Genomic DNA, 20,741 nt, shown 5'->3' with positions numbered 1-20,741 from the left:
TTCTCCTGTTTTCTGCGCACACCGCCCCGTGCCAGCCTATCCGGCGAGCTCGGTTACGGCCCGTTTGTACGCCGAGCGGAGCCCCCGCAAATCGGGGCCCGATTCGAGTATCGCACGCGATGAGGACGCGAGCACGGCGGAACGCGCGCCGCGGAAAACCTCCCTGACCTGCGCCGGTCCGGCGCCCTGGGCGCCGATGCCCGGTGCCAGGACGGGACCGCGCAATGCCGCCAGATCGATCCCCAGATCGGCCACCGCCGAGCCCACCGTGGCGCCCACGACAACCCCCGCAGGACCCAGATGAAGTTTGTCACAGGAGGCGTTGAAGTCCGCCAGCTGGGACACGATCCGCGCGGCGACGGGCACGCCCTCGCGCGAGCGGCAGTGCTGCACGCCGGCGCCCTCCGGATTCGAGGTGAGGGCGAGGACGAACACGCCCCGGCCGGTGCGCTCGGCCAGGCGCAGCGCGGGCGCCAAGGACCCGGCGCCCAGGTACGGGGAGAGCGTCACCGCGTCGCCCGCCAGGGGCGAGGCGTCCGAGAGGTAGGCGTCGGCGTACCCCTCCATGGTTGAGCCGATGTCCCCGCGTTTGGCGTCCACGACGCACAGGGTCCCAAGCTCCCGGCAGGCGGCCACGACCTCCTCCAGGACCGCGACCCCCTGGGAGCCGTGGCGCTCGAAGAAGGCGGACTGCGGTTTGAGCGCCGCGACCCGGCCGCCGAGCGCCTCGACGACCCTGAGGGAGAACTCGCGCAGTCCGCGCGCGTCGTCGTCCAGGCCCCACCGGGCCAGCAGCCCCGCATGGGGGTCGATGCCGACGCAGACGGGCCCGTGGGCGCCCATCGCCTCGTAGAGCCTGTCGCCGAAACCCATGCGGGCGGGCTCTTTGGCGTTGAGGGGGTTCATCGGGCCTCCTTCGACCGGTGGGAGTCCCACTCCTGCAGGGAGCGGACGGAGTAGGCGCCCCGCGCGCGCACCTCGATCGCCTGGACGACGGCGTTGAACGCCTGCAGCGTCGTCACCGCGGGCCGGTCGTGGGCGGCCGCGGCCGCGCGGATCCGGTAGCCGTCGTGGCGGTTCGCCGAGCGCTGCGGGGTGTTGACGACCAGGTCGATGCGGCCCTCGTTGATGAGGTCCACGACGGTCGGCTCGCCCTTCTCGCCGCGCCCCTCGGAGGACTTGCGCACCACTTGCGCCGCGATGCCGTTGCGGCGCAGCACCGAGGCCGTGCCCGACGTGGCCAGGACCGTGAAGCCCAGTTCCGCCATGCGCGCGGCCGGCAGGACGATCGCCCGCTTGTCGGTGTCCGCGATGGAGATGAACACCGTGCCCCGCGTGGGCAGTTCCGTGAACGCGCCCAACTGGGATTTGGCGAAGGCCGTCGGGAAGTCGCAGTCGATGCCCATGACCTCGCCGGTCGAGCGCATCTCCGGGCCGAGCACCGTGTCTACGACCTCCCCCGCCGCAGTGCGGAAGCGCTTGAACGGCAGCACGGCTGCCTTGACCGCGATGGAACCGTCGCCGGGGATCGTCCGGGCGTCGCGCCCGGGCAGGAGCCCCTGTGCCCGCAGGGAGGCGATCGAGCGGCCCACCTGGATGAGGGCGGCGGCCTTGGCCAGTTGCACGCCCGTCGCCTTCGACGCGAAGGGCACGGTCCGCGAGGCGCGGGGGTTCGCCTCGATGACGTACAGGGTGTCGGAGAGCATCGCGAACTGGATGTTGATGAGCCCGCGCACCCCCACTCCCCTGGCGATGGCCTCCGTCGACGCGGTGATGCGCTCGAGTTCTCGCGCCGACAGCGTCATGGGCGGCAGCACGCAGGAGGAGTCCCCGGAGTGGACGCCCGCCTCCTCGATGTGCTCCATGATCGCCCCCATGAACAGCTCCTCGCCGTCGTAGAGGGCGTCGACGTCGATCTCGATGGCGGCGTCCAGGAAACGGTCGATGAGCAGGGGCCCGCGGCTGAAGAGCGCGTCGATGTCGGGCCGGTCCAGGTACGCGCCCAGTGCCTCCTCGTCGTTGATGATCGCCATGCCCCGCCCGCCCAGGACGAAGCTGGGGCGCACGAGCACGGGGAAGCCGATGGAGCGCGCCACCGGGAGCACCTGGGAGGGCGAGTGCGCGACGTCGTGGGCGGGGGCGGGGCAGCCCGCCGCCTCCAGGACCTTCTCGAACTCCCCGCGGTCCTCGGCGAGGTCGATGGCGTGGGGCGTGGTCCCCAGGACCGGCACGCCCGCCCGCTCCAGGTCCGCCGCCAGGGACAGCGGCGTCTGCCCGCCCAGCTGCACGACCAAGCCCTTGACGGGGCCGGCCTGGCACTCGGCGCGGTAGACCTCCAGCACGTCCTCCAAGGTGAGGGGCTCGAAGTAGAGGCGGTCGGAGATGTCGTAGTCGGTGGACACCGTCTCAGGGTTGCAGTTGACCATGACGGTCTCGTAGTCCCCGCGCAGCGCCATGGCGGCGTGGACGCACGAGTAGTCGAACTCGATGCCCTGGCCGATGCGGTTGGGGCCGGCGCCGAGGATGATGACGGCCTCGCGACTACGGGGGGCGACCTCGGTCTCCAGGTCGTAGGACGAGTAGTGGTAGGGGGTGCGCGCGGCGAACTCCGCGGCGCAGGTGTCCACGGTCTTGTACACCGGGCGGATGCCGAAGGCCCCGCGCACCTCCCGCACCGTGTCCTCGGACAGGCGCCGCATCGAGGCGATCTGCCGGTCGGAGAACCCGTGCCGTTTCGCCCGGGCCAGCACGTCGCCGGTCAGGGCCGGCGCGCCGATGGTCTCCCTGGCGACTTCGTCGAGCAGGAGCATCTGGTCGAGGAACCACGGGTCGATCCCCGTGGACGCGTGGAGCTCGTCAATGCCCGCACCGCCGCGGATGGCCTGCTGGACCTGCACGAGGCGCTCCTCGGTGGCCCTCCCCGCCCGCTCCACGAGCACGCGCGTCTGCTCGGGCGAAGGGGCGGGCCCGTCCCAGTGGAACTGCACCCCGGGCTTGTCGATCGAGCGCAGGGCCTTGTTCAGGGCCTCGGTGAAGCACCTGCCGATGGCCATCGCCTCGCCCACCGCCTTCATGGAGGTGGTGAGCGAGGGGTCGGCCCCCGGGAACTTCTCGAAGGTGAAGCGCGGGACCTTCACGACCACGTAGTCCAGCGCCGGTTCGAAGGACGCGGGCGTCGAGCCCGTGATGTCATTGGGGATCTCGTCCAGGGTGTAGCCCGTGGCCAGGCGGGCGGCGATCTTCGCGATCGGGAATCCGGTGGCCTTCGAGGCCAGCGCCGACGAGCGCGACACCCTCGGGTTCATCTCGATGACGATGACGCGCCCGGTGCCCGGGTGCACCGCGAACTGGATGTTGCAGCCCCCTGTGTCCACCCCGACCTCGCGGATGACGGCGATGCCGATGTCGCGCAGGCGTTGCAGCTCCCGGTCCGTGAGGGTCAGGGCGGGGGCGACTGTGATCGAGTCGCCCGTGTGCACGCCCACGGGGTCCACGTTCTCGATGGAGCACACGACGACGACGTTGTCCGCCTTGTCGCGCATGAGCTCCAGCTCGTACTCCTTCCACCCCAGGATCGACTCCTCCAGGAGCACCTCGGTGGTGATCGACGCCGCCAGCCCCTGGCCCGCGATCCTCTCCAGGTCCTCGGGCGTATGGGCGAAACCAGAGCCCAGGCCGCCCATGGTGAAGGAGGGGCGCACGACCAGCGGGTAGCCCAGCTGCTCGGCCGCAGCGTGGCACTCCTCCATCGTGTGCGCGATGAAGGAGCGCGCCACCTCGGCGCCCGACCGCTCCACGATGGCCTTGAACGCCTCGCGGTCCTCCCCTGCGCGGATCGCGTCGATGGAGGCCCCGATGAGCTCGACGCCGTAGCGCTCCAGCACCCCCTCCTCGGCCAGGGCGACCGCGGTGTTGAGGGCGGTCTGGCCCCCCAGCGTGGGCAGCAGCGCGTCGGGCCGCTCCTTGGCGATGATCGAAGCGACGACCTCGGGTGTGATCGGCTCTACGTAGGTCGCGTCCGCGATCCCCGGGTCGGTCATGATGGTGGCCGGGTTGGAGTTGACGAGGACGACGCGCAGCCCCTCCTCCTTGAGCACCCGGCACGCCTGGGTCCCCGAGTAGTCGAACTCGCAGGCCTGGCCGATGACGATGGGGCCCGACCCGATGACGAGGACCGAGCGCAGGTCTGTGCGGCGGGGCATCAGCGGCCCTCCTTCGCGCTAGCGGCGCCCCGGCGGGCGGCCATCAGAGTGATGAAACGGTCGAAGAGGGCTTCGCCGTCGTGGGGGCCGGCCGCGGCCTCGGGGTGGTACTGGACGGAGAAGGCCGGGATGTCCAGGGCGGTCAGCCCCTCGACCACGCCGTCGTTGAGGCCCACGTGGGACACGGCGACCCTCCCGTAGCGCCCCGAGTCGTAGGGCGAGGTCGACGGGTCCCCCACGGGCGCGTCCACGGCGAAACCGTGGTTGTGGGCGGTGATCTGCACGCGCCCGGTCTCCACGTCCCTCACGGGCTGGTTGATGCCCCTGTGCCCGTAGTCGAGCTTGTAGGTGCCGTACCCCAGGGCGCGGCCGAAGAGCTGGTGGCCGAAGCAGATCCCGAAGTACGGGATGCGGGCGTCCAGCACCGAGCGCAGCACCGAGATCTCGTGCTCCGCCGTGGAGGGGTCGCCGGGCCCGTTGGAGAAGAACACCCCGTCGGGGCGCAGGTCCGCGATCTGGGCGAAGGAGTAGGAGGAGGGCACGACGACGACCTGGGCGCCCCTGGCCGCCAAGTGGTGGGGCGTGCGGGACTTGATGCCGAGGTCCACCGCGACGACCCTCGCGACGGGTTCGGCCCCATCGAACTCCCCGAGGGGCTCGACCACGTAGGCGCCCCCCGTGGAGACCTCCCCCGCCAGGGCCGCACCGCTCATGGCGGGCGACTCGGCGACGATGCGCACCAGGGCGGCCACCGCCTCGGGCACCAGGTGGTCGGCGCCCGCGGGCAGCGCGTCCCCGGAGAAGACGCCGGCGCGCATGGCGCCGCGCTCGCGGATGTGGCGGGTGACCGCGCGCGTGTCGACGTCGGCGATGGCGACGACGCCCTGGGAGGACAGCTCCTCGTCGAGCCCGCGCCTCGACCTCCAGTTCGAGGGGCGCCGGGCAGCGTCGCGCACCACGAATCCCGCGACCCAGATGCGCGCGGATTCGGGGTCCTCGTCGTTGACGCCCGTGTTGCCGATGTGCGGCGCGGTCATCACGACGATCTGGCGGTGGTACGAGGGGTCGGTGAGGGTCTCCTGGTAGCCGGTCATCCCCGTGGAGAACACGGCCTCCCCCAGGGCGCGGCCCCGGGCGCCCCAGGCGCGGCCCCGGTAGACGGTGCCGTCCTCCAGGACCAGCAGCGCCGTGTCAGCGCTCATCGGTCCTCCTTCGCGACGGGGGCGGCGTCGTCCACGGTGATGGCGCCCGCCAGGATCGTGTAGCGCACGCGCCCGGGCAGCTCCATGCCCGTGTACGGGCAGTTCGTCGAGCGGGTCCACTGCTGCTGGGGGTCCACCGTGCGCCGCTCGGCGGGGTCGACCAGGGTGATGTTCGCCCGCGATCCGGCGCGGATGGGCTGGCCCTGCCCCTCGACACGGCCGATGGCGGCGGGGGCGGCGCTCATGACGCGCGCGAGATCCGCCCACGTCATGCGGCCGGTCTCCACCATTGTCGAGATGAGGATGGGCAGGGCCGTCTCCAGGCCGGTCATGCCGAAGGCCCCGGCCTGCCACTCGCAGTCCTTGGCCTCCAGGGGGTGGGGGGCGTGGTCCGTGCCCACGCAGTCGATGGTGCCGTCGGCCAGGCCCTCGCGCACCGCCTCGACGTCCTCGGCGCTGCGCAGCGGCGGATTCACCTTGTACAGGGGGTTGTAGGTGGAGGCGAGGTCCTCGGTGAGCAGCAGGTGGTGGGGGGTGGCCTCGGCGGTGACGTCGACGCCCATGCGCTTGCCCCACCGGATCAGGTCCACGGACCCGGCGGTGGACAGGTGGCACACGTGCAGGCGCGAGCCGACGTGCTTGGCCAGCAGGATGTCGCGGGCGATGACCGCCTCCTCGGCGACAGCGGGCCACCCGGCCAGCCCGAGCTCGCCCGACAGCCGGGACTCGTTCATCTGGGAGCCGTCGGTGAGGGCGGGGTCCTGGCTGTGCTGGGCGATGACGCCGCCGAAGCCCTTCACGTACTCCAGGGCGCGGCGCATGAGCACGGGGTCCGACACGCATTTGCCGTCGTCGGAGAAGACCCGCACCTGGGCGCGCGAACGGGCCATGGCGCTCAGGGCGGCCAGGCGGGCCCCGCCGAGCCCCTCGGTGACGGCCCCGACGGGGCGCACCTGGACCCAGCCCGCCTCCTCGCCCAGGCGCAGGACCTGGTCGACCACGGAGGCGGTGTCGGCGACGGGGCTGGTGTTCGCCATCGCGTGGACCGCGGTGTAGCCGCCGACGGCTGCGGCGCGCGTGCCCGTGAGAACGGTCTCCGCGTCCTCCCCGCCGGGCTGGCGCAGGTGGGTGTGCATGTCGACCAGGCCGGGCAGGGCGATCAGGCCGTCGGCGCCGATGCGGCGCGGGTCTGTGAGGGCGTCGGCGGCGCCGGGCCCCACGGCCACGATCGTGCCGTCCTTGACGGCGATGTCGGCCCTGCCGGAGCCGACCACGTCGGCGCCGCTGATGAGTATGTCCCGTCGCGCGCTAGTCACGGTGTTTTCCTTCCGGTGCGAGGAGCAGGTAGAGGGCCGCCATCCGGACGCACACCCCGTTGGCGACCTGTTCGACGACGACTGATTGGTCCGAGTCCGCGGCCTGGGCGCAGATCTCGAGTCCGCGGTTCATGGGCCCGGGGTGCATGATGACGGCGTCGGGGCGCAGCGAGCGGAAGCGGAGGGGCGTGAGACCGTACTCGGCGTGGTAGGCGCCCACGGAGGGGAAGAAGCCACCTCCCCGGGCGCTCATGCGCTCGCGCTGGACGCGCAGCATCATGACGGCGTCCGGCTGTTCGGCCAGTGCCGCGTCGAAGTCGTAGGACACCGCGCAGCCCCATTCCTCCACGCCGACGGGCAGCAGGGTGGGCGGCGCGACCAGCGTGACGCGCGCGCCCAGCAGGGCGAGCAGGTCGGCGCCTGAGCGGGCGACCCGCGAGTGGAGGACATCGCCGACGATGACGACATGGGCGCCGTCGAGGCCGGATCCGGGAGCGGGGGCCCCTCCCCCGCCGCGCCGCCCGCCCGGTCGGTAGTGGCGCCGCAGCGTCATGGCGTCGAGGAGGGCCTGGGTGGGGTGCTGGTGCGTGCCGTCCCCGGCGTTGAGCACCGGCAGGTCCATCCACCCGGCGTGGGCGAGGCGGTGGGCGGCGCCCGAGGAGGAGTGACGGATGACGACGGCGTCGGCCCCCATGGCCTGGAGTGTGAGAGCGGTGTCCTTGAGGGATTCCCCCTTCGACAGGGACGAGCCGCCGGCGGCGAAGTTGATGACGTCGGCGCTCAGGCGCTTGGCCGCGGTCTCGAAGGAGATGCGCGTGCGGGTGGAGTCCTCGAAGAAGAGGTTGACGACGGTCCGGCCCGCCAGCGTGGGCAGTTTCTTCACGGCGCGCGACTGGGTGGCGGCCATCCGCTCGGCGGTGTCGAGCAGCAGGACCGCTTCGTCGCGGGACAGGTCGCGGATGGAGATGAGGTGGTCGAGGCCCATCAGAGCACCCCCAGCAGCACCGCGTCCGCGCCGTCTGTCTCGTCCAGCAGGATCGTGACGGTCTCGGAGCGCGAGGTCGGCAGGTTCTTGCCGACGTAGTCGGGGCGGATCGGCAATTCGCGGTGCCCGCGGTCCACCAGGACCGCCAGTTGCACCCGCGAGGGCCGCCCCGTCATGCCGAGCGCGTCGAGGGCGGCTTTGATGGTGCGGCCCGTGTAGAGGACGTCGTCGACGAGGACGACCGGCCGTCCGTCGATGCCGGATTCGGGGACCTCAGTCCGGTGGGGAGGGCGCAGCGGCTGGGCGCGCAGATCGTCGCGGAACATCGTCGTGTCGATGGACGCGTACTGCGTGCGCGCTCCTCCGACCTGTGCGATCCGCTCGACGAGGCGGCGCGCCAGCGTGGCCCCCCGGGTCGGTATTCCAGCGATGACGAGCCCGTCGGCCCCGTCGTTGCGTTCGATGATCTCGTATGCGATGCGCGTCAGGGATCGGGCGATGTCGTCCGGTCCCAGGACCTGTTTGCCCCTGGTGGCGCGATCTGGCTGCGGCGAGCCCACGCTGTTCTCCTTCCCCGCCTCACGGGACGGTCATTAAAGGAACGTTACCCGTAACGATACACGCCCGGGCCGCCGGGCACCTGAGGGCGCGCCACCCGGGGCGGGGCGGGCAGGGACCGGTATGCTGTTCGGTGACGTTCCAGTGAGGCCGGAGGGATTCTTGTGGAGAGGCAGCCCTTTGGGAGGAGGTCCCCGACCCTGCGCGACATCGCCGTGCGCGCCGGCGCCTCCGTCTCCACCGTGTCGCGGGCCCTGCGCGGTGATCAGCGGATCAGCGCCCGGACCCGCCAGAGGGTCGTCGAGATCGCTCAGCGGCTGGGGTACCGCGCCGACGTGGCCGGCAGCCTGTTGCGCGCGTCGAAGCCGCGGGTCGTCGGCCTGCTGTGCGACCTGTCGCAGGAGCTGCACGTCGCCTACCGCCACGAGGTCCTCCAGCGCGCCGAGCAGGCGGGGTTCCGCGTCGTCGTCGAGTCCGTGGAAGGGCAGTGCCCGCCGCGCGCCGCCTTGCGGCGCATGCGCGAGTTCCGGGTCCAGGCGCTGATCGTGGTGGATCCGAGGTGCCTGGGAGGCGCCGGGGACCCGGGAGTGCCGGTGGTCGTCATCGGCCAGGAGCGCCCCTTCGCGGACGCCGACTTGGTGACCAGCGACAACGGGGCGGGCATGGGCGAGGCCGTCGAGTGGCTGGGGGGCCTGGGGCACAGGGGCATCGCCTACGTCGACGGCCCGCCGGGGGCCTCGGCCTCCGCGCGCCGGGCGGCCGCCGTGGGCGCTGCGCGGGGGACGGGCGCGCCGTTGCGCGTGGTCCCTGGGGGCGCCGACCTCGATTCCGGTTTCCTGACCGCGCGCTCCATGATCGACGAGGCGGGAGCGGGCCGCCCGCTGCCCTCCGCGGTCATGTGCTACAACGACCAGTGCGCCCACGGCCTCATCATCGCCCTGCTGCGCGCGGGGCTGGTGCCGGGCCGCGACGTGTCCGTCATCGGCTTCGACAACTCCCGGATCGCCGCGACGCGGGCGCTGTCGATCGCCTCCGTGGACCGCAGGCCCTCCGAGGTGGCGCGCCACGCGGTGGACTTGGCGCGCGCCCGTGTGCTGGGGGACGAGCCCCCGCCGCGCGCAGTGCGCGTGGACACGGCACTGGTCCGCCGCGACTCAGTGGGGCCGCCCCCCGCGCCGGGGGCGCAGTCGTAGCGTCCTCAGCGGGAGTACGAGTTCAGCGGGGGCGCAGGCACGACGGCGGGCGCCGGGGCGGGTGGACCCGCCCCGGCGCCCGTGGTCACGATCGCGTTGCTCCCCGCGGCGCGCGCCCGGTCACTCGATCACTGCGCGTCGGTCATGAGCCGCTTGAGCAGTGAGGCGTGCACACGGGGGGCGCCCACCAGGATCGAGCCCTTGTGCCGCACGTCCATCGGCGTGCCGTCCAGGCGCGTCACACGGGCGCCCGCCTCCTCGCAGATGAGCGAGGCTGCCGCGATGTCCCACGGCGACACCCACATGTGGACGAAGGCCCCGGCGCGCGAGGCCGCGACCTCGACGCACTCGAGCGCCGCCGAGCCGTAGCGCCTGTGGCCGCGCGAGTCCACGAGGGCGCGCGCGAGCCTGGGAAGGGCAATGATCTCCTTGATGTCGGTGATGATGATGGCGTCCGTGTAGTCGTCGGCGTCGCTGACGGGCGCGAGCGCCTCGCCGTCGCACCGCGCGCCCTCCCCCCGCACCGCGGTGTACACGTGGGAGCCGACGACGTCCGCGACGACGCCGACGACGGGCACCCCGTCCTCGCACAGGGCCAGCGACACCGCGTAGTCACGGTGGGTGCTCACGTAGTTCATCGTGCCGTCGATGGGGTCGAGCACCCACACGCGCCCGGCGAAGGAGTCGACGGTGTGCCCCTCCTCGCCGAGCATCGGGTAGCCGGTGGCCTGGGCCAGGCGCGCCGCGACGACTTCCTCGATGCGGCGGTCGACTGCGGTGACCAGGTCGTTGCGGTTCGCCTTCGTGCGCACGTCGAGGCTGATGCCGGGGTCGAGGGCGATCGCCATGGCCTCGCGCACGGTCGCCTCGGCGATCTCCAGGAGCTGGGTTGTGGTCGGTTCTGACATGGCTCCCCCTCACTTCTCCGACTCTGCCGAGTCCGCTGCGGTGCCGGCCTGCGCCGCCTTCCTGGCGGCGTAGGCGCGGTCGCCCCTCAGGTTGCGCTCCTCGAAGAGGGCGACCAGGACCAGGCAGACGAGCCCCACGGCAGCGGAGAAGAACAGGACGTTGAACGTCGCGCTCCAGCCGTGCAGGTGGAAGCCCAGGATCGTCACGCCGTCCTTGGTGGGGTCGGCGATCCGCCCGATGAGGACCTTGGCCAGGGAGTCTCCGAACACGTACCCGAAGGCCCGGGGCACGGCGTTGACGACCACGGTGGCGCTCTTCGGGGCGAAGCCGATGACGCAGATGCCGATGAGGGTGACGGGGCCGAAGATGAGGAAGCCGATGAAGAAGAGGGCCGCGTAGACGACCCCCGGTGTGGTGGCGTGGGAGTAGATGAAGATCGGGACGACGACCAGGCACATGCCGATGGCGGCGCTCAGGGCGCGCCTGCCGCCCATCTTGTCGGAGAAGTACCCCCACAGCAGGGACCCCGCCAGTCCGCCCAGTTCCAGGGCCATGGTCGTGTTCACGGCGAGGTAGTCGGAGAATCCCAGCTCCTGGCGGGTGTACAGGACGTTCCAGTTGTCGATGCCGATGCGCACGCAGTACGCGGCCACGTTGGCGACGCACAGGAACCACACGGCCGGGTTCTTCAGGACGTAGTCGACGAGGATCCGCCCCTTGTCCATGTTCTCCGAGACGGTGTCGGCCTTCGCCTCGGGCTCGCCGAAGATCGTCTCGGGCTTGTCCCACCCGAGCTCGACGGGATCGTCCTTGCCGTAGAAGTACCCCCAGACGCCGATCGGGATCGCGACGACGGCCGGGACGATGAACATGCCGATCACGGAGCCTGCGAAGAGGGTGTTGGCCCCCCACAGTGCCAGCACGCCGGCGATCATGGCGCCGAGGTTGTGCGAGGCGTTCCACCAGCCGATGAAGCGCCCGCGCAGCACGCGGGGCGTCCACCGGTTCATCGTCGAGTTGCAGCACGGGCCGCCCGGGGCCTGCAGCAGCCCGTTGAGCGACCACAGCAGGAGCATCCACCCGTAGGGGCTGTTCACCGAGGCGAGGAGCACTCCGATGAGGATCGAGACGACGCCCGAGCCGATGAGCAGGGCCGAGACGACTTTCTTCGTGTTCTTCCCGTCGATGAAGAACCCCAGGATGAGGCCGCCGAATCCGTAGGTGAGTGAGAAACCGAAGCCGATCCACCCCAGGTCGGTGGTGGTCAGGCCCGTCTGCTCGACCAGGAAGGGCTGGGCGGACTTGAAGTTCGTCCTCAGCAAGTAGAAGCCGCCGTAGGCGATGATGAGGACGGCGTAGGTCTTGAGGAACTCGTAAACCCATTTCTTCCTCTGGACCTCCAGCGACAGGCCGGCGTGGGCCGCCGGCCGTATGTCGAATGCGCGTGAGAGAAATTCCACTGGTACAACCTCCATGTTGTGCCCTCGCTGGTCGCCCGCGGCCATACGGGCACCGTACCCCAGGGAGGGCGCCTCCACTATACAAACGTTTGCGCATTGATGTCACTAGGTTCGCCGACATTGTTGGGAAGTTCGGGCGATCCCTTCTTTCTTGAGGGGAACATCCCTGTAAAATACAGTCCGCCGTTGCGGCCCACCGCAGCGGCCCCAACCGACAGAAAGGCCACCCATGACCATCGAAGAGCTGCCCCTCACCGAGGCCCCCAGCGGCTGCGGCTGCGGCGGGCACGAGGCGCACCCGCCCATGATCGACGCCGCCGCGATCCCCCACCGGATCCGCCACGCCGCGGTCCTCGGCGTCGCGCAGTCCATGCGCGGGGGCGAGGCCTTCGTCATCCGCGCCCCGCACCTGCCCACACCGCTTCTGGCGCAGATCGAGCAGCTGCCCGGCCAGTGGGCCTTCGAGGTCCTCACCGACGGGCCCGAGCACTGGGACGTGAAGGCGACGCGCACCGCCCTGTGAGCCACCGTCCCCCGCTCCGGCGCGCGGCTGGGTCCATTCGACGCGCTCGCGCCGGAGCGGGTTCGGGGCGGTGCCCGTTGGCTGTTGGAGGACGGGGCTCAGATGTCGAGCGGGCGCAGCAGTTCGGGCGCGGGGAGGCGCCCGTCGACCACGTAGGCGCGGAAGACGGGGGCGGCCTGCTCCCCGGTGAAGACCTCCTCGGGGTGGACGCGGACGGCGGCGGGCCCGCCCTCGCCGGGATCCCACTCGATGCCCATCCAGCTCTCGGGGTCGGCGACCGGCTCGCGGGCGACGACGTAATGCCTGTACGAGCCGTCCTGGTCGGTCACGCGGATCTCGACCGTCATCACCCCGGTCGAGCCCGCGCACTGGATGTACGTCGAACGCGCCGGGTCGTCGGCTGCCACGTCCTCGGGGCGCTCGGCACCGGGCGGCAGCTCCCACACGACCATCGCGTACATGTGCGAGCCGTCGAAGCACCTGGGCGCGGTGAGCACCTCGGTGATCCCGTCGGCAACCGCCTCGGGAGTGCTCTCAGCGGCGAACTCCTCGACGGGCCCCGCCTCCGCGAGCAAATCCGTTCTTGCGAACCGTCTCATACTTCCTGCCTCGGCATGGTCCAGCACGTCACCCCTTCGATGGTAGTCGCAGCGCGGAGCCGGCGCCCGGCCTGTGCGGGGCGCGTCGGCTCCCTGCCGCCGGTGGGCGCCCAAGCGGATGCGCGCCGTCGTCCACCGGCACGGGTGCGCATCGGGAACCGTGGGTTCTGATCCGACTGCTGGTGGTCAGGGCATGGCGTCCGGGTCGTCGAAGTCGGTGGCGATGCCGCGGGCCCGGGTCAATCGACGACGCTGGAGGCGGCACAGCACCAAGGAGGGCGAAGGGGCCCGGCCGCATGATGCGGCCGGGCCCCGAGGCCATGAACTCATGCAGTCGTCGAGCGCTCAGTACTCCTCGAGCAGTTCGTCCAGCTCGTCGTCGAACAAGTCCGCGGACTCGACGGGCTCGGCGCCCTCGGGCAGGGCACGGGTCGGGGCGGGCATGTCCTCGAGGCGTTCCGCCGCCAGTGCGCCCGGATCGGCGCTGTGGGGACCACTGCCCTGCCCGTCGGCTCCGGCCGTACCGGCACCGTCGACGGGGGCCTCCCCGCCGCCAGAACGGTCCGCAGCGCCATCACCGGGCCGATCAGCACCGTACTCCGAGCCATTAGCGCCTGCCGTACCAGCGGCCTCCCCGGTGTCCCCGACGCCAGCGCCGTCGTCGCCAGCCGCGCCCTCGGCCCGCCCGGCGCCCGCCTCGTCGAAGTCCCCGTCGTCCCCGCCGCGCCGCGCCCACGAGGAGGCGATGTCCTTGCGGATCGCGTCGAGCACCGCGTTGACGAAACGGGGCGAGGCGTCGGTGGAGATCGAACGGACGATGGAGATCGCCTCGTCGATCGCCACGATCGGCGACACGTCGTCCGAATTGGCCAGCATCTCCCACACCGCCACGCGCATGACCGCCAAGTCCACGGCGGCCACCCTGTCCAGCCCGGGGACGCGCGCGTGGGCCTCGATCAGGTCGTCGATGCGGCGCAAGTTGTCGGCCACGCCCGCGATGATCTGGACCGAGTAGTCCGGCAGGGGCGTCTGCGCGGCGGTGATGACGCGCCGCTCGCGCAGCAGGTCGCGCAGGACCTCGGAGTCGCGGCCCATCCCCCGCTGGTCCGCCTCGAAAACCACGTCGGCCGCGCGCTTGCGGGCCTTCGTGCGCGAGGTGAAACGGTGCTGGCGCGACATCAGTCGGTCACGCGACCCGAGTACGAGCCGTCGCGGGTGTCGACCTTGACGCGGGTGCCCTCCTCCATGAAGAGGGGGACCTGGATCTCGTAGCCCGTCTCCAGCGTCGCGGGCTTCGTGCCCGCCGAGGAGCGGTCGCCCTGCAGGCCGGGCTCCGTGTGGGTGATGGTGAGGACCACCGTGGCCGGCAGCTCCACGAAGAGGACGGTGCCGTCGTGCTGGGAGACGATGACGTCCTGGTTCTCCACCATGAAGTTGCGGGCGTCGCCCACGACCTCGCCGGGGACAGTGATCTGGTCGTAGGTGGACTGGTCCATGAAGACGTAATCGGTGCCGTCCTGGTAGAGGTACGTCATGTCGCGGCGGTCCACCGTCGCGGTCTCGATCTTGATGCCCGCGTTGAAGGTCTTATCGACCGTCTTGCCCGACATGACATTCCTGATCTTCGTGCGCACGAAGGCGGGGCCCTTGCCGGGCTTGACGTGCTGGAACTCGACAACCTGCCAGAGCTGGCCGTCGATCACCATGACGAGGCCGTTCTTCAGATCATTCGTCGTTGCCACAGGGGTACCTCACTTTTGAAGGAATCGTTAACCGTCGGCCAGTTTACACGCCTGGAGTACCGAATCCGCGACCTGCGTTGGCGTCAGGGCGTCCGTCTCCACTGAGGCATCGGCCACGGCGGCGTAGTGGGCGCGGGCCTCGTCCATCATCGCCCGGAGCACGGCCCGGGGCGCCCCGAGGCCGACGGAGCGTGGCGCGCCCAGCCCCATACGGCGCGAGACCGTGGAGATGCCGACCTCCAGCCACACCACTGTGGCGCCCTCTTCACGCGCGCGGACGAGCGCGGCCGCGACCCCGGGGTCGGCGGGCATCGACGGGCCGAGCACCGTGATCCCCTCGGGTCCGGCGAGAGCGGCTATAACCCGCTCCCGTCTGGCGTCGGCCAGCCTCGGGTCCCGCCGCACCACCAGGGCCGCCATCGTCGAGCCCAGGGAGGCGGCCGCCTCATCGTCGGTCTCGTGCAGTGCGATGCCGAGGCGCGCGGCCAGCAGGGCGCCCACGGTGGACTTGCCCGCCCCGGAGGGACCGATGAGCACGAGGCGGGGGCAGCGCGCCCGGGCGTCCCCTCCCGCCGCAGAGGGAGCCCCGCCCCCAGCGCCCGCCAGCACGGTCCCATCCGCAGCGGGGGCATCTCCACACCCAGCACCCGCCAGCGCAGTCCCGTCCGCAGCGGGAGGAGCCCCGCGTCCGGCATCCGGAAGAGCAGCCCCCGGGGAAGCGCCCCCTCCCCCGGCCTGGGCCGGGGCGCCCCCGGACTCCGGCCCCACGCGCCTCACAGGGGGATCCCCGTGCTGCGCGCTGCCGCCTCGAGCTCCCCGGGCTCCACGACGTGCACCTGCGGGTTGCCGATCCCGTCGAGCAGTACGAAGCGCAGCACGCCCCGGCGGACCTTCTTGTCGGAGCGCATGGCGGCGACCAGCTGGTCCAGGGGCGCCCCGTCGAAGCGGGTGGGCAGCCCGGCCTTGCCGAACAGCTCCTCGTGCTCGGCCGCCTCCGCCTCGTCCAGCATTCCCCGGGCACGGGCCAGGTGCGCCGCGAAGACGCACCCCACGGCCACGGCGTCCCCGTGGCGCCACGTGTACCCCTGCGTCCTCTCGATCGCGTGGGCCAGGGTGTGCCCGTAGTTGAGGATCTCGCGCAGCCCGGACTCGCGGGGGTCAGCGCCCACCACCTCGGCCTTGACCGCGACGGAGCGCCGCACGAGCTCGGCCAGCAGCGGGGAGGCCGGGTCGGCCAGCTCCTGGGCCGGGGCCTCGGAGACGAGGCGCAGGATCTGCGTGTCGCGGATGAAACCGCACTTGACGACCTCGGCCATCCCGGCGGCCAGGTCGCGGGCGCCCAGCGTGTCCAGGGCCGCCAGGTCGCACACGACCCGGGAGGCGGAGTGGAAGGCGCCGACGAGGTTCTTGCCCTGGGCGGTGTTGATGCCCGTTTTTCCGCCCACGGCGGCGTCCACCATCGCCAGCAGCGTGGTGGGCACGTTCACCAGGCGCACCCCCCGCAGCCACGTCGCGGCGACGAAACCCGCCATGTCGGTCGTGGCCCCGCCGCCCATGGCGACGACGGCGTCCTTGCGGCCCAGGCGCATCCTGCCGGCGGTGTCCCACAGGGAGGCCACGACCTCCAGGCGCTTGCCCTCCTCCGCGTCGGGGTGAGAGGCGGTCTCCACCTCGTAGCCCCGCTTTCGCAGGTCCTCGGCCAGTTGCCGCGCGCGTCCGGCGACGGGCCGGGCGTGGACCAGCAGGACCTTCTGCGCAAGGGCGTCGAAGCCCGCGGCCACGTGCCCGCTGGCCAGGTCCCGTCCGATGACGACCCGCGAGGGGGTCATCCCTCCCATCTCGACGACGCGGGGGGCCGCGCCAGTGTCGATCATCGCTGTGATCTGGTCGATGACGCGCTGGACGGGGCGGGCGTCGGAGTGGACGCGCACCGAGGCGACTTCCTCGTACAAGCGGGCCCGCTGGTGGCGCAGGAGGGCCAGGGTCCCCTCGGGGTCCACCCGCAGCAGCGGGCGGTAGCCCTTGCCAGCAGTGCGCCGCACCAGTTCCTCGTGGTCCACGTCGATATGGACCACGCTCACGCCGCGCAGGAGCTCGCGCACGCGGGCGGTCACGACGGCCCCGCCGCCCAGGGAGACGACGGCGCGCATACCGAGCGCCCGCTCGACGGCGCGGGCCTCCTTCTCCCGGAACGCCACCTCCCCCTGCTCGGCGAAGATCGTGGAGGCGGTGGCGCCCTCCTCCTCTTCGACGAGGGCGTCGGTGTCGACGTGCGGGACGCCGAGGGCCTTGGCGAGCCCGCGCCCCACGCGGGATTTGCCGGCTCCCGGCATTCCGACCAGGACGACGGGAAGGGTCAATCGTTGGGACACAGTCTCTCCCCCACGCGGTTCAGATAGGACTCCAGGTTCCGGCGCATCTCGTCCGCCGAGTTCCCGCCCGCGTGCTCGAAGAGCGCGTCGGCCAGGACCAGGGCGACCTCCGCCTGTGCTATCACGGCGCCGGGGACCACCTGGCAGGCGTCGGAGCGCTGGTGGAGGGCCACCGCCTCCTCCCCCGTCGCCAGGTCGATGCTGCGCAGCGCCCGCGGCACTGTGGAGATCGGTTTGAAGGCGGCGCGGGCGACGACCGGCTGCCCGTTCGACGTGCCCCCCTCAATGCCGCCGGCGTGGTTCGAGGCGCGGGTGGGCCGCCCCCGCTCGTTGCGCACGATCTCGTCATGGGCCGCCGAGCCCGGCAGCGCGGCCTGCGCGAAGCCGTCCCCTATCTCCACGCCCTTGACGGACTGGATCGACATGAGCGCTGCGGCGATGCGCGCGTCGAGGCGCCTGTGGGCGCTGACGTGGGAGCCCAGTCCGACGGGGACACCCCACGCGACGACCTCTGCGACTCCGCCGATGGTGTCGCCGGCCCGTTTCGCCGCGTCGACGGCGCTGACGAAGCGGGCGCCCGCCTCCTCGTCGAGCGTGCGCATGGGCGAGGCGTCGAGGCGGGCCGCATCCTCCGGGACTGGCAGGGGGCCGGGGGCCGCGGTCTCGGCGCCAACGGCGACCACGTGGGACACCAGGCGCACCCGTGCCACCTGTTCGAGCAGCTGCTCGGCTATGGCGCCCAGGGCGACGCGGGCGGCCGTCTCGCGGGCGCTGGCGCGCTCGAGGACGACCCGGGCGTCGTCGAGGTCGTAGGAGACCATGCCCGGCAGGTCGGCGTGGCCGGGCCGGGGCCTGGTGAGGGGCCGGTTGCGGGCGATCTCCCGCTCGTCGCCCGTGCCCGCGTCCTTGAGGAGCTCAGCGGGATCGACGGGGTCGGCGGACATGACGACGCGCCACTTGGGCCATTCGGTGTTCGCGATCTGGACGGCTATGGGCGCCCCCGTGGTCAGGCCGTGGCGGACCCCGGCCAGGATCGTGGCCTCGTCCTCCTCGAAGCGCTGGCGCGCGCCCCGGCCGTGGCCGAGGCGCCTGCGGGCCAGCGCGGCGCGCAGCACCGCCGTCGTGAGGCGGATCCCCTGGGGGACGCCCTCGATCGTCGCGACCAGTGCGGGGCCGTGGGACTCCCCCGCCGTCATCCATTCGAGCATGGGCCCAGTCTCCCACAGGCGGCGCGCCCCTGGCGGGAACGGCCCCCTACTGGACACCGCCTGACTGCGGCTGCGACTGGGGCTCGTCCGCGGGCGGCTCGGTGCCCAGGATGTCGATGACGATGCACAGCGTGTCGTCCCCCTCGGCCAGGTCGGGGGGCACGGTGATCGCCAGCCGGGAACCGACCTTCTGGTCGACGAGGGTCTCGGACAGGCCCTTCATGGCGGTCGTGAGGTTGACGACCTCGGGGATCCCGGTCTCCCACGTCGAGGCGCGCACGACCCCGTCGGTCCAGCCGACCACGGTGAACTGCGCGACCACGCGGTCGCCCGCGTGGACCTGCACGCCGTCGCCTTTGACCAGGGTCTGCGTGGTGACGGTCCCCGACGGGGCCTCGGCGTGCCTGATGACCGGCCCCTCGGGGTGCATCTCCACGCTGAGGGGGCCGGAGGAGGCGTCGATGGCGGTGCCCTGCGCGATGGAGGGCAGGACGTCGATGATGTCCACCTCCACGTCCGAGACCGCGTTGGCGGCCTTGCCCCGCTCACCGAGTTTGCGCACGACCACCAGGCGCGAGCCCTCGTTCTTGCCGACGACGATCCTGCCCAGTTCATCGGGGATCGTATCGGAGCCGACCAGTCCCAGTGTCAGCTGGGGGCGCCCCGACACGGACAGCATCTCCCCGCTGTGCCCGTCGAAGGCGGTGATCGACACGAGCACCGGCGACCCCTCGGTGATGGTGCGGCCCGTGCCCTGGGAGACCACGGTCGCCTGCACGCCCTTCACGGACAGCTCCCCCGCGATCGTGATCGTCGGCGTGGCCCCCACGCGCCCCGACACGGTGACCTGGTCCGTGACGCGCTGCATTGAGGCGGACTGCGCCGCGGGGGAGTCGGAGGACCGGGGGGACAGCGCCCACCACGCGCAGGCCGCTCCAGCGACCACCAGGACGAGGGCCAGGGCGAGCCACGCGTACAGCGATGCCCGCGAGCCCCCCCGGCTCCTCTCCCCCAGCCTGCGGGCCCGTGCCGAGGCCCCCCTGCGCCCCCTGGCGGGGGCGCGCGTCCGGTCGTGGTGCCCGCTCATGCCGGCAGCACGGGGGCCGAGGCCCCGATCTGGGAGACGAGGGCATCGACGCGGGGGTCGGAGGAGGACAGCGGGTCCTGCAGCGACAGCGGCCCGGAGGACTGGTCGTCGAGGCGGACGTGCACCCAGTCGACCGTGATGTCTGTGCGCGCGTCCTCGGCCGCGGCGATGATCGCGCCGCGCAGCCGGGCGCGCGTCGTGGCCGGCGGGGCCGTGACCGCCCGTGAGGCGCCCCCGGGGCTGGTGAGGCGCTTCATGAGCCCCGCGGCCTCCATCCGGTCGCGCAGCCCCTGGGCGGTGATGTCGTGGTAGCCCAGTTCCAGGCGGGCGACGCGCGGATCGGCGTAGTCGCCCCCTGTTCGGGCCGTGTAGGAGTCCAGGAGCCTGCGTTTGATCGCGATATCCAGTTCCGTATCGACGCCGCTCCAGTCCCCCGACTCGATGGCGTCGAGGCCGCGGCCCCACAGCTGCGCGACGTAGCGGTGCGCTTCGTCGAGGGAGTCGGGGCCGATGGCGTCCAGGACCCGGGAGCGGATCTCCCTTTGGAGGGCGACGGGGGTGGTGCGCGCCCCCGAGGCGAGTTCGATGGGGGCGGCCCCCGACAGGTCCGCGTTGATCTGGCGGATCGCGCGCATCGGATCGGCCAGGGCGAGGTCCTCGATGCGCAGCCCGTCCTCGACGGCGTCGAGCAGCATCCACGTCATCCCGACCTTGAGCGCGGTCGTGGGCTCGGCGACGTTCGTGTCGCCGACGATGACGTGCATGCGCCTGTAGGAGCCGGAGTCGGCCAACGGCTCGTCGCGCGTGTTGATGATGGGGCGCGAGCGCGTGGTGGCCGATGAGACCGCGTCCCACATCTGGTTGGCGCGCTGGGAGAACTCCAGGCGGGGCCGGGCGCCCGACAGGTTGATCCACCCGTTGCCCACCAGGACCAGGCGGGTGATGAAGAAGGACACCAGCGCGTCGGCGACCTGGCGGAAGTCGCGCCTGCGGTGCAGCATGTAGTTCTCGTGGCAGCCGTAGGAGTTGCCCTGGGAGTCGAGGTTGTTGCGGAAGAGGTGCACCCGCAGGTCCTCGCCCAGGGACGCCATCGCCTCGTCAGCCTGGGACGCCAGGTCCGCCAGCATGAGGGCCCCGGCCCGGTCCTGCTCGAGCAGATCCTCCAGGCGGTCGCACTCGGCCGTCGCGTACTCGGGGTGGGAGCCCACGTCGAGGTAGAGCCGCCCCCCGTTGCGCAGGAAGAGGTTCGAGGAGCGCCCCTGGCGCAGCAGCGGCTCGAAGAGCTGGCGGGCGGCGTGCTCCGCGTTCATGCACGGCCCCTCCCCCGAGGCGGGGGCGGCGAGCAGCCCGTGCTCCGTTTCGATCCCGACGACGCGGCGCCTCAC

General features: G+C 72.0%; 18 protein-coding genes. 2 read left to right on the top strand and 16 right to left on the bottom strand.

What is annotated here, in order from left to right; genetic code table 11:
- Positions 1-36: 36 nt before the first annotated feature.
- Genes pyrF through pyrR form a run of 6 tightly spaced genes read right to left on the bottom strand, consistent with a single transcriptional unit; the run spans position 37 to position 8,265 of the window.
- The gene (gene pyrF / locus G447_RS0103935; protein ID WP_005869093.1) at positions 37-906 is read right to left on the bottom strand and encodes an orotidine-5'-phosphate decarboxylase; all 870 of its coding nucleotides are present in this window, start codon (positions 904-906) and stop codon (positions 37-39) included.
- Positions 903-4,202 carry a carbamoyl-phosphate synthase large subunit gene (gene carB, locus G447_RS0103930; protein ID WP_026430129.1) on the bottom strand — a complete coding sequence of 1,100 codons (3,300 nt, stop codon included), beginning with the start codon at positions 4,200-4,202 and terminating at the stop codon, positions 903-905. The genes pyrF and carB overlap by 4 nt, the downstream gene beginning before the upstream one ends.
- A complete protein-coding gene (gene carA / locus G447_RS0103925) occupies positions 4,202-5,404 on the bottom strand; it encodes a glutamine-hydrolyzing carbamoyl-phosphate synthase small subunit (protein WP_026430128.1) in 1,203 nt (400 codons plus the stop codon). Before carA ends, carB begins: the two co-directional genes overlap by 1 nt.
- Positions 5,401-6,720 carry a dihydroorotase gene (locus G447_RS0103920; protein WP_005868363.1) on the bottom strand — a complete coding sequence of 440 codons (1,320 nt, stop codon included), beginning with the start codon at positions 6,718-6,720 and terminating at the stop codon, positions 5,401-5,403. The genes carA and G447_RS0103920 overlap by 4 nt, the downstream gene beginning before the upstream one ends.
- Positions 6,713-7,705, bottom strand: coding sequence for an aspartate carbamoyltransferase catalytic subunit (locus G447_RS0103915; protein ID WP_026430127.1), 993 nt, complete (start codon positions 7,703-7,705; stop codon positions 6,713-6,715). The genes G447_RS0103920 and G447_RS0103915 overlap by 8 nt, the downstream gene beginning before the upstream one ends.
- Positions 7,705-8,265, bottom strand: a complete 561-nt coding sequence (pyrR, locus tag G447_RS0103910; RefSeq protein WP_026430126.1) for a bifunctional pyr operon transcriptional regulator/uracil phosphoribosyltransferase PyrR — start codon at positions 8,263-8,265, stop codon at positions 7,705-7,707. Before pyrR ends, G447_RS0103915 begins: the two co-directional genes overlap by 1 nt.
- Before the next feature lie 162 nt (positions 8,266-8,427).
- Here pyrR and G447_RS11050 point away from each other — a divergent pair, with 162 nt between their 5' ends.
- Positions 8,428-9,456 carry a LacI family DNA-binding transcriptional regulator gene (locus tag G447_RS11050; protein WP_081697851.1) on the top strand — a complete coding sequence of 343 codons (1,029 nt, stop codon included), beginning with the start codon at positions 8,428-8,430 and terminating at the stop codon, positions 9,454-9,456.
- Between the two features lie 128 nt (positions 9,457-9,584).
- Here the strand turns inward: G447_RS11050 and G447_RS0103900 are convergent, their stop codons facing one another.
- Together G447_RS0103900 and uhpT are read right to left on the bottom strand one after the other, a co-directional pair.
- Complete coding sequence (locus G447_RS0103900) at positions 9,585-10,364, bottom strand: inositol monophosphatase family protein (protein WP_026430125.1); 780 nt, start codon at positions 10,362-10,364, stop codon at positions 9,585-9,587.
- A 9-nt stretch (positions 10,365-10,373) separates the two neighbouring features.
- Positions 10,374-11,825 (bottom strand): hexose-6-phosphate:phosphate antiporter, encoded by a 1,452-nt coding sequence (gene uhpT, locus G447_RS0103895; RefSeq protein ID WP_165577590.1) that lies wholly within the window; start codon positions 11,823-11,825, stop codon positions 10,374-10,376.
- A gap of 229 nt (positions 11,826-12,054) precedes the next feature.
- On the opposite strand from uhpT, the gene G447_RS0103890 reads away from it, so the two are divergent.
- Positions 12,055-12,348 carry a DUF2249 domain-containing protein gene (locus tag G447_RS0103890; protein ID WP_005870959.1) on the top strand — a complete coding sequence of 98 codons (294 nt, stop codon included), beginning with the start codon at positions 12,055-12,057 and terminating at the stop codon, positions 12,346-12,348.
- A 98-nt stretch (positions 12,349-12,446) separates the two neighbouring features.
- Here the strand turns inward: G447_RS0103890 and G447_RS0103885 are convergent, their stop codons facing one another.
- The 8 genes from G447_RS0103885 to G447_RS0103850 form a co-directional block, all read right to left on the bottom strand.
- The gene (locus G447_RS0103885) at positions 12,447-12,947 is read right to left on the bottom strand and encodes a hypothetical protein (protein ID WP_026430123.1); all 501 of its coding nucleotides are present in this window, start codon (positions 12,945-12,947) and stop codon (positions 12,447-12,449) included.
- 345 nt (positions 12,948-13,292) lie between these two features.
- Positions 13,293-14,126 (bottom strand): transcription antitermination factor NusB, encoded by an 834-nt coding sequence (gene nusB / locus G447_RS0103880; protein ID WP_026430122.1) that lies wholly within the window; start codon positions 14,124-14,126, stop codon positions 13,293-13,295.
- Positions 14,126-14,689 (bottom strand): elongation factor P, encoded by a 564-nt coding sequence (gene efp / locus G447_RS0103875; protein ID WP_005868609.1) that lies wholly within the window; start codon positions 14,687-14,689, stop codon positions 14,126-14,128. Before efp ends, nusB begins: the two co-directional genes overlap by 1 nt.
- A gap of 27 nt (positions 14,690-14,716) precedes the next feature.
- Positions 14,717-15,298, bottom strand: a complete 582-nt coding sequence (locus tag G447_RS0103870) for a shikimate kinase (RefSeq protein WP_026430121.1) — start codon at positions 15,296-15,298, stop codon at positions 14,717-14,719.
- 164 nt (positions 15,299-15,462) lie between these two features.
- Complete coding sequence (aroB, locus tag G447_RS11045; protein ID WP_026430120.1) at positions 15,463-17,061, bottom strand: 3-dehydroquinate synthase; 1,599 nt, start codon at positions 17,059-17,061, stop codon at positions 15,463-15,465.
- Complete coding sequence (gene aroC / locus G447_RS0103860) at positions 17,046-18,269, bottom strand: chorismate synthase (RefSeq protein ID WP_026430119.1); 1,224 nt, start codon at positions 18,267-18,269, stop codon at positions 17,046-17,048. The genes aroB and aroC overlap by 16 nt, the downstream gene beginning before the upstream one ends.
- A gap of 46 nt (positions 18,270-18,315) precedes the next feature.
- Positions 18,316-19,356, bottom strand: a complete 1,041-nt coding sequence (locus G447_RS0103855; RefSeq protein WP_026430118.1) for an FKBP-type peptidyl-prolyl cis-trans isomerase — start codon at positions 19,354-19,356, stop codon at positions 18,316-18,318.
- Positions 19,353-20,741, bottom strand: a complete 1,389-nt coding sequence (locus G447_RS0103850) for a proteasome accessory factor PafA2 family protein (protein ID WP_026430117.1) — start codon at positions 20,739-20,741, stop codon at positions 19,353-19,355. Before G447_RS0103850 ends, G447_RS0103855 begins: the two co-directional genes overlap by 4 nt.

The sequence above is a fragment of the Schaalia georgiae DSM 6843 genome (genome assembly GCF_000429245.1).
Taxonomy (GTDB): domain Bacteria; phylum Actinomycetota; class Actinomycetes; order Actinomycetales; family Actinomycetaceae; genus Pauljensenia; species Pauljensenia georgiae.
Note: the sequence above shows the minus strand (reverse complement) of the source record. Positions and strands in the feature narration are given on the sequence as shown.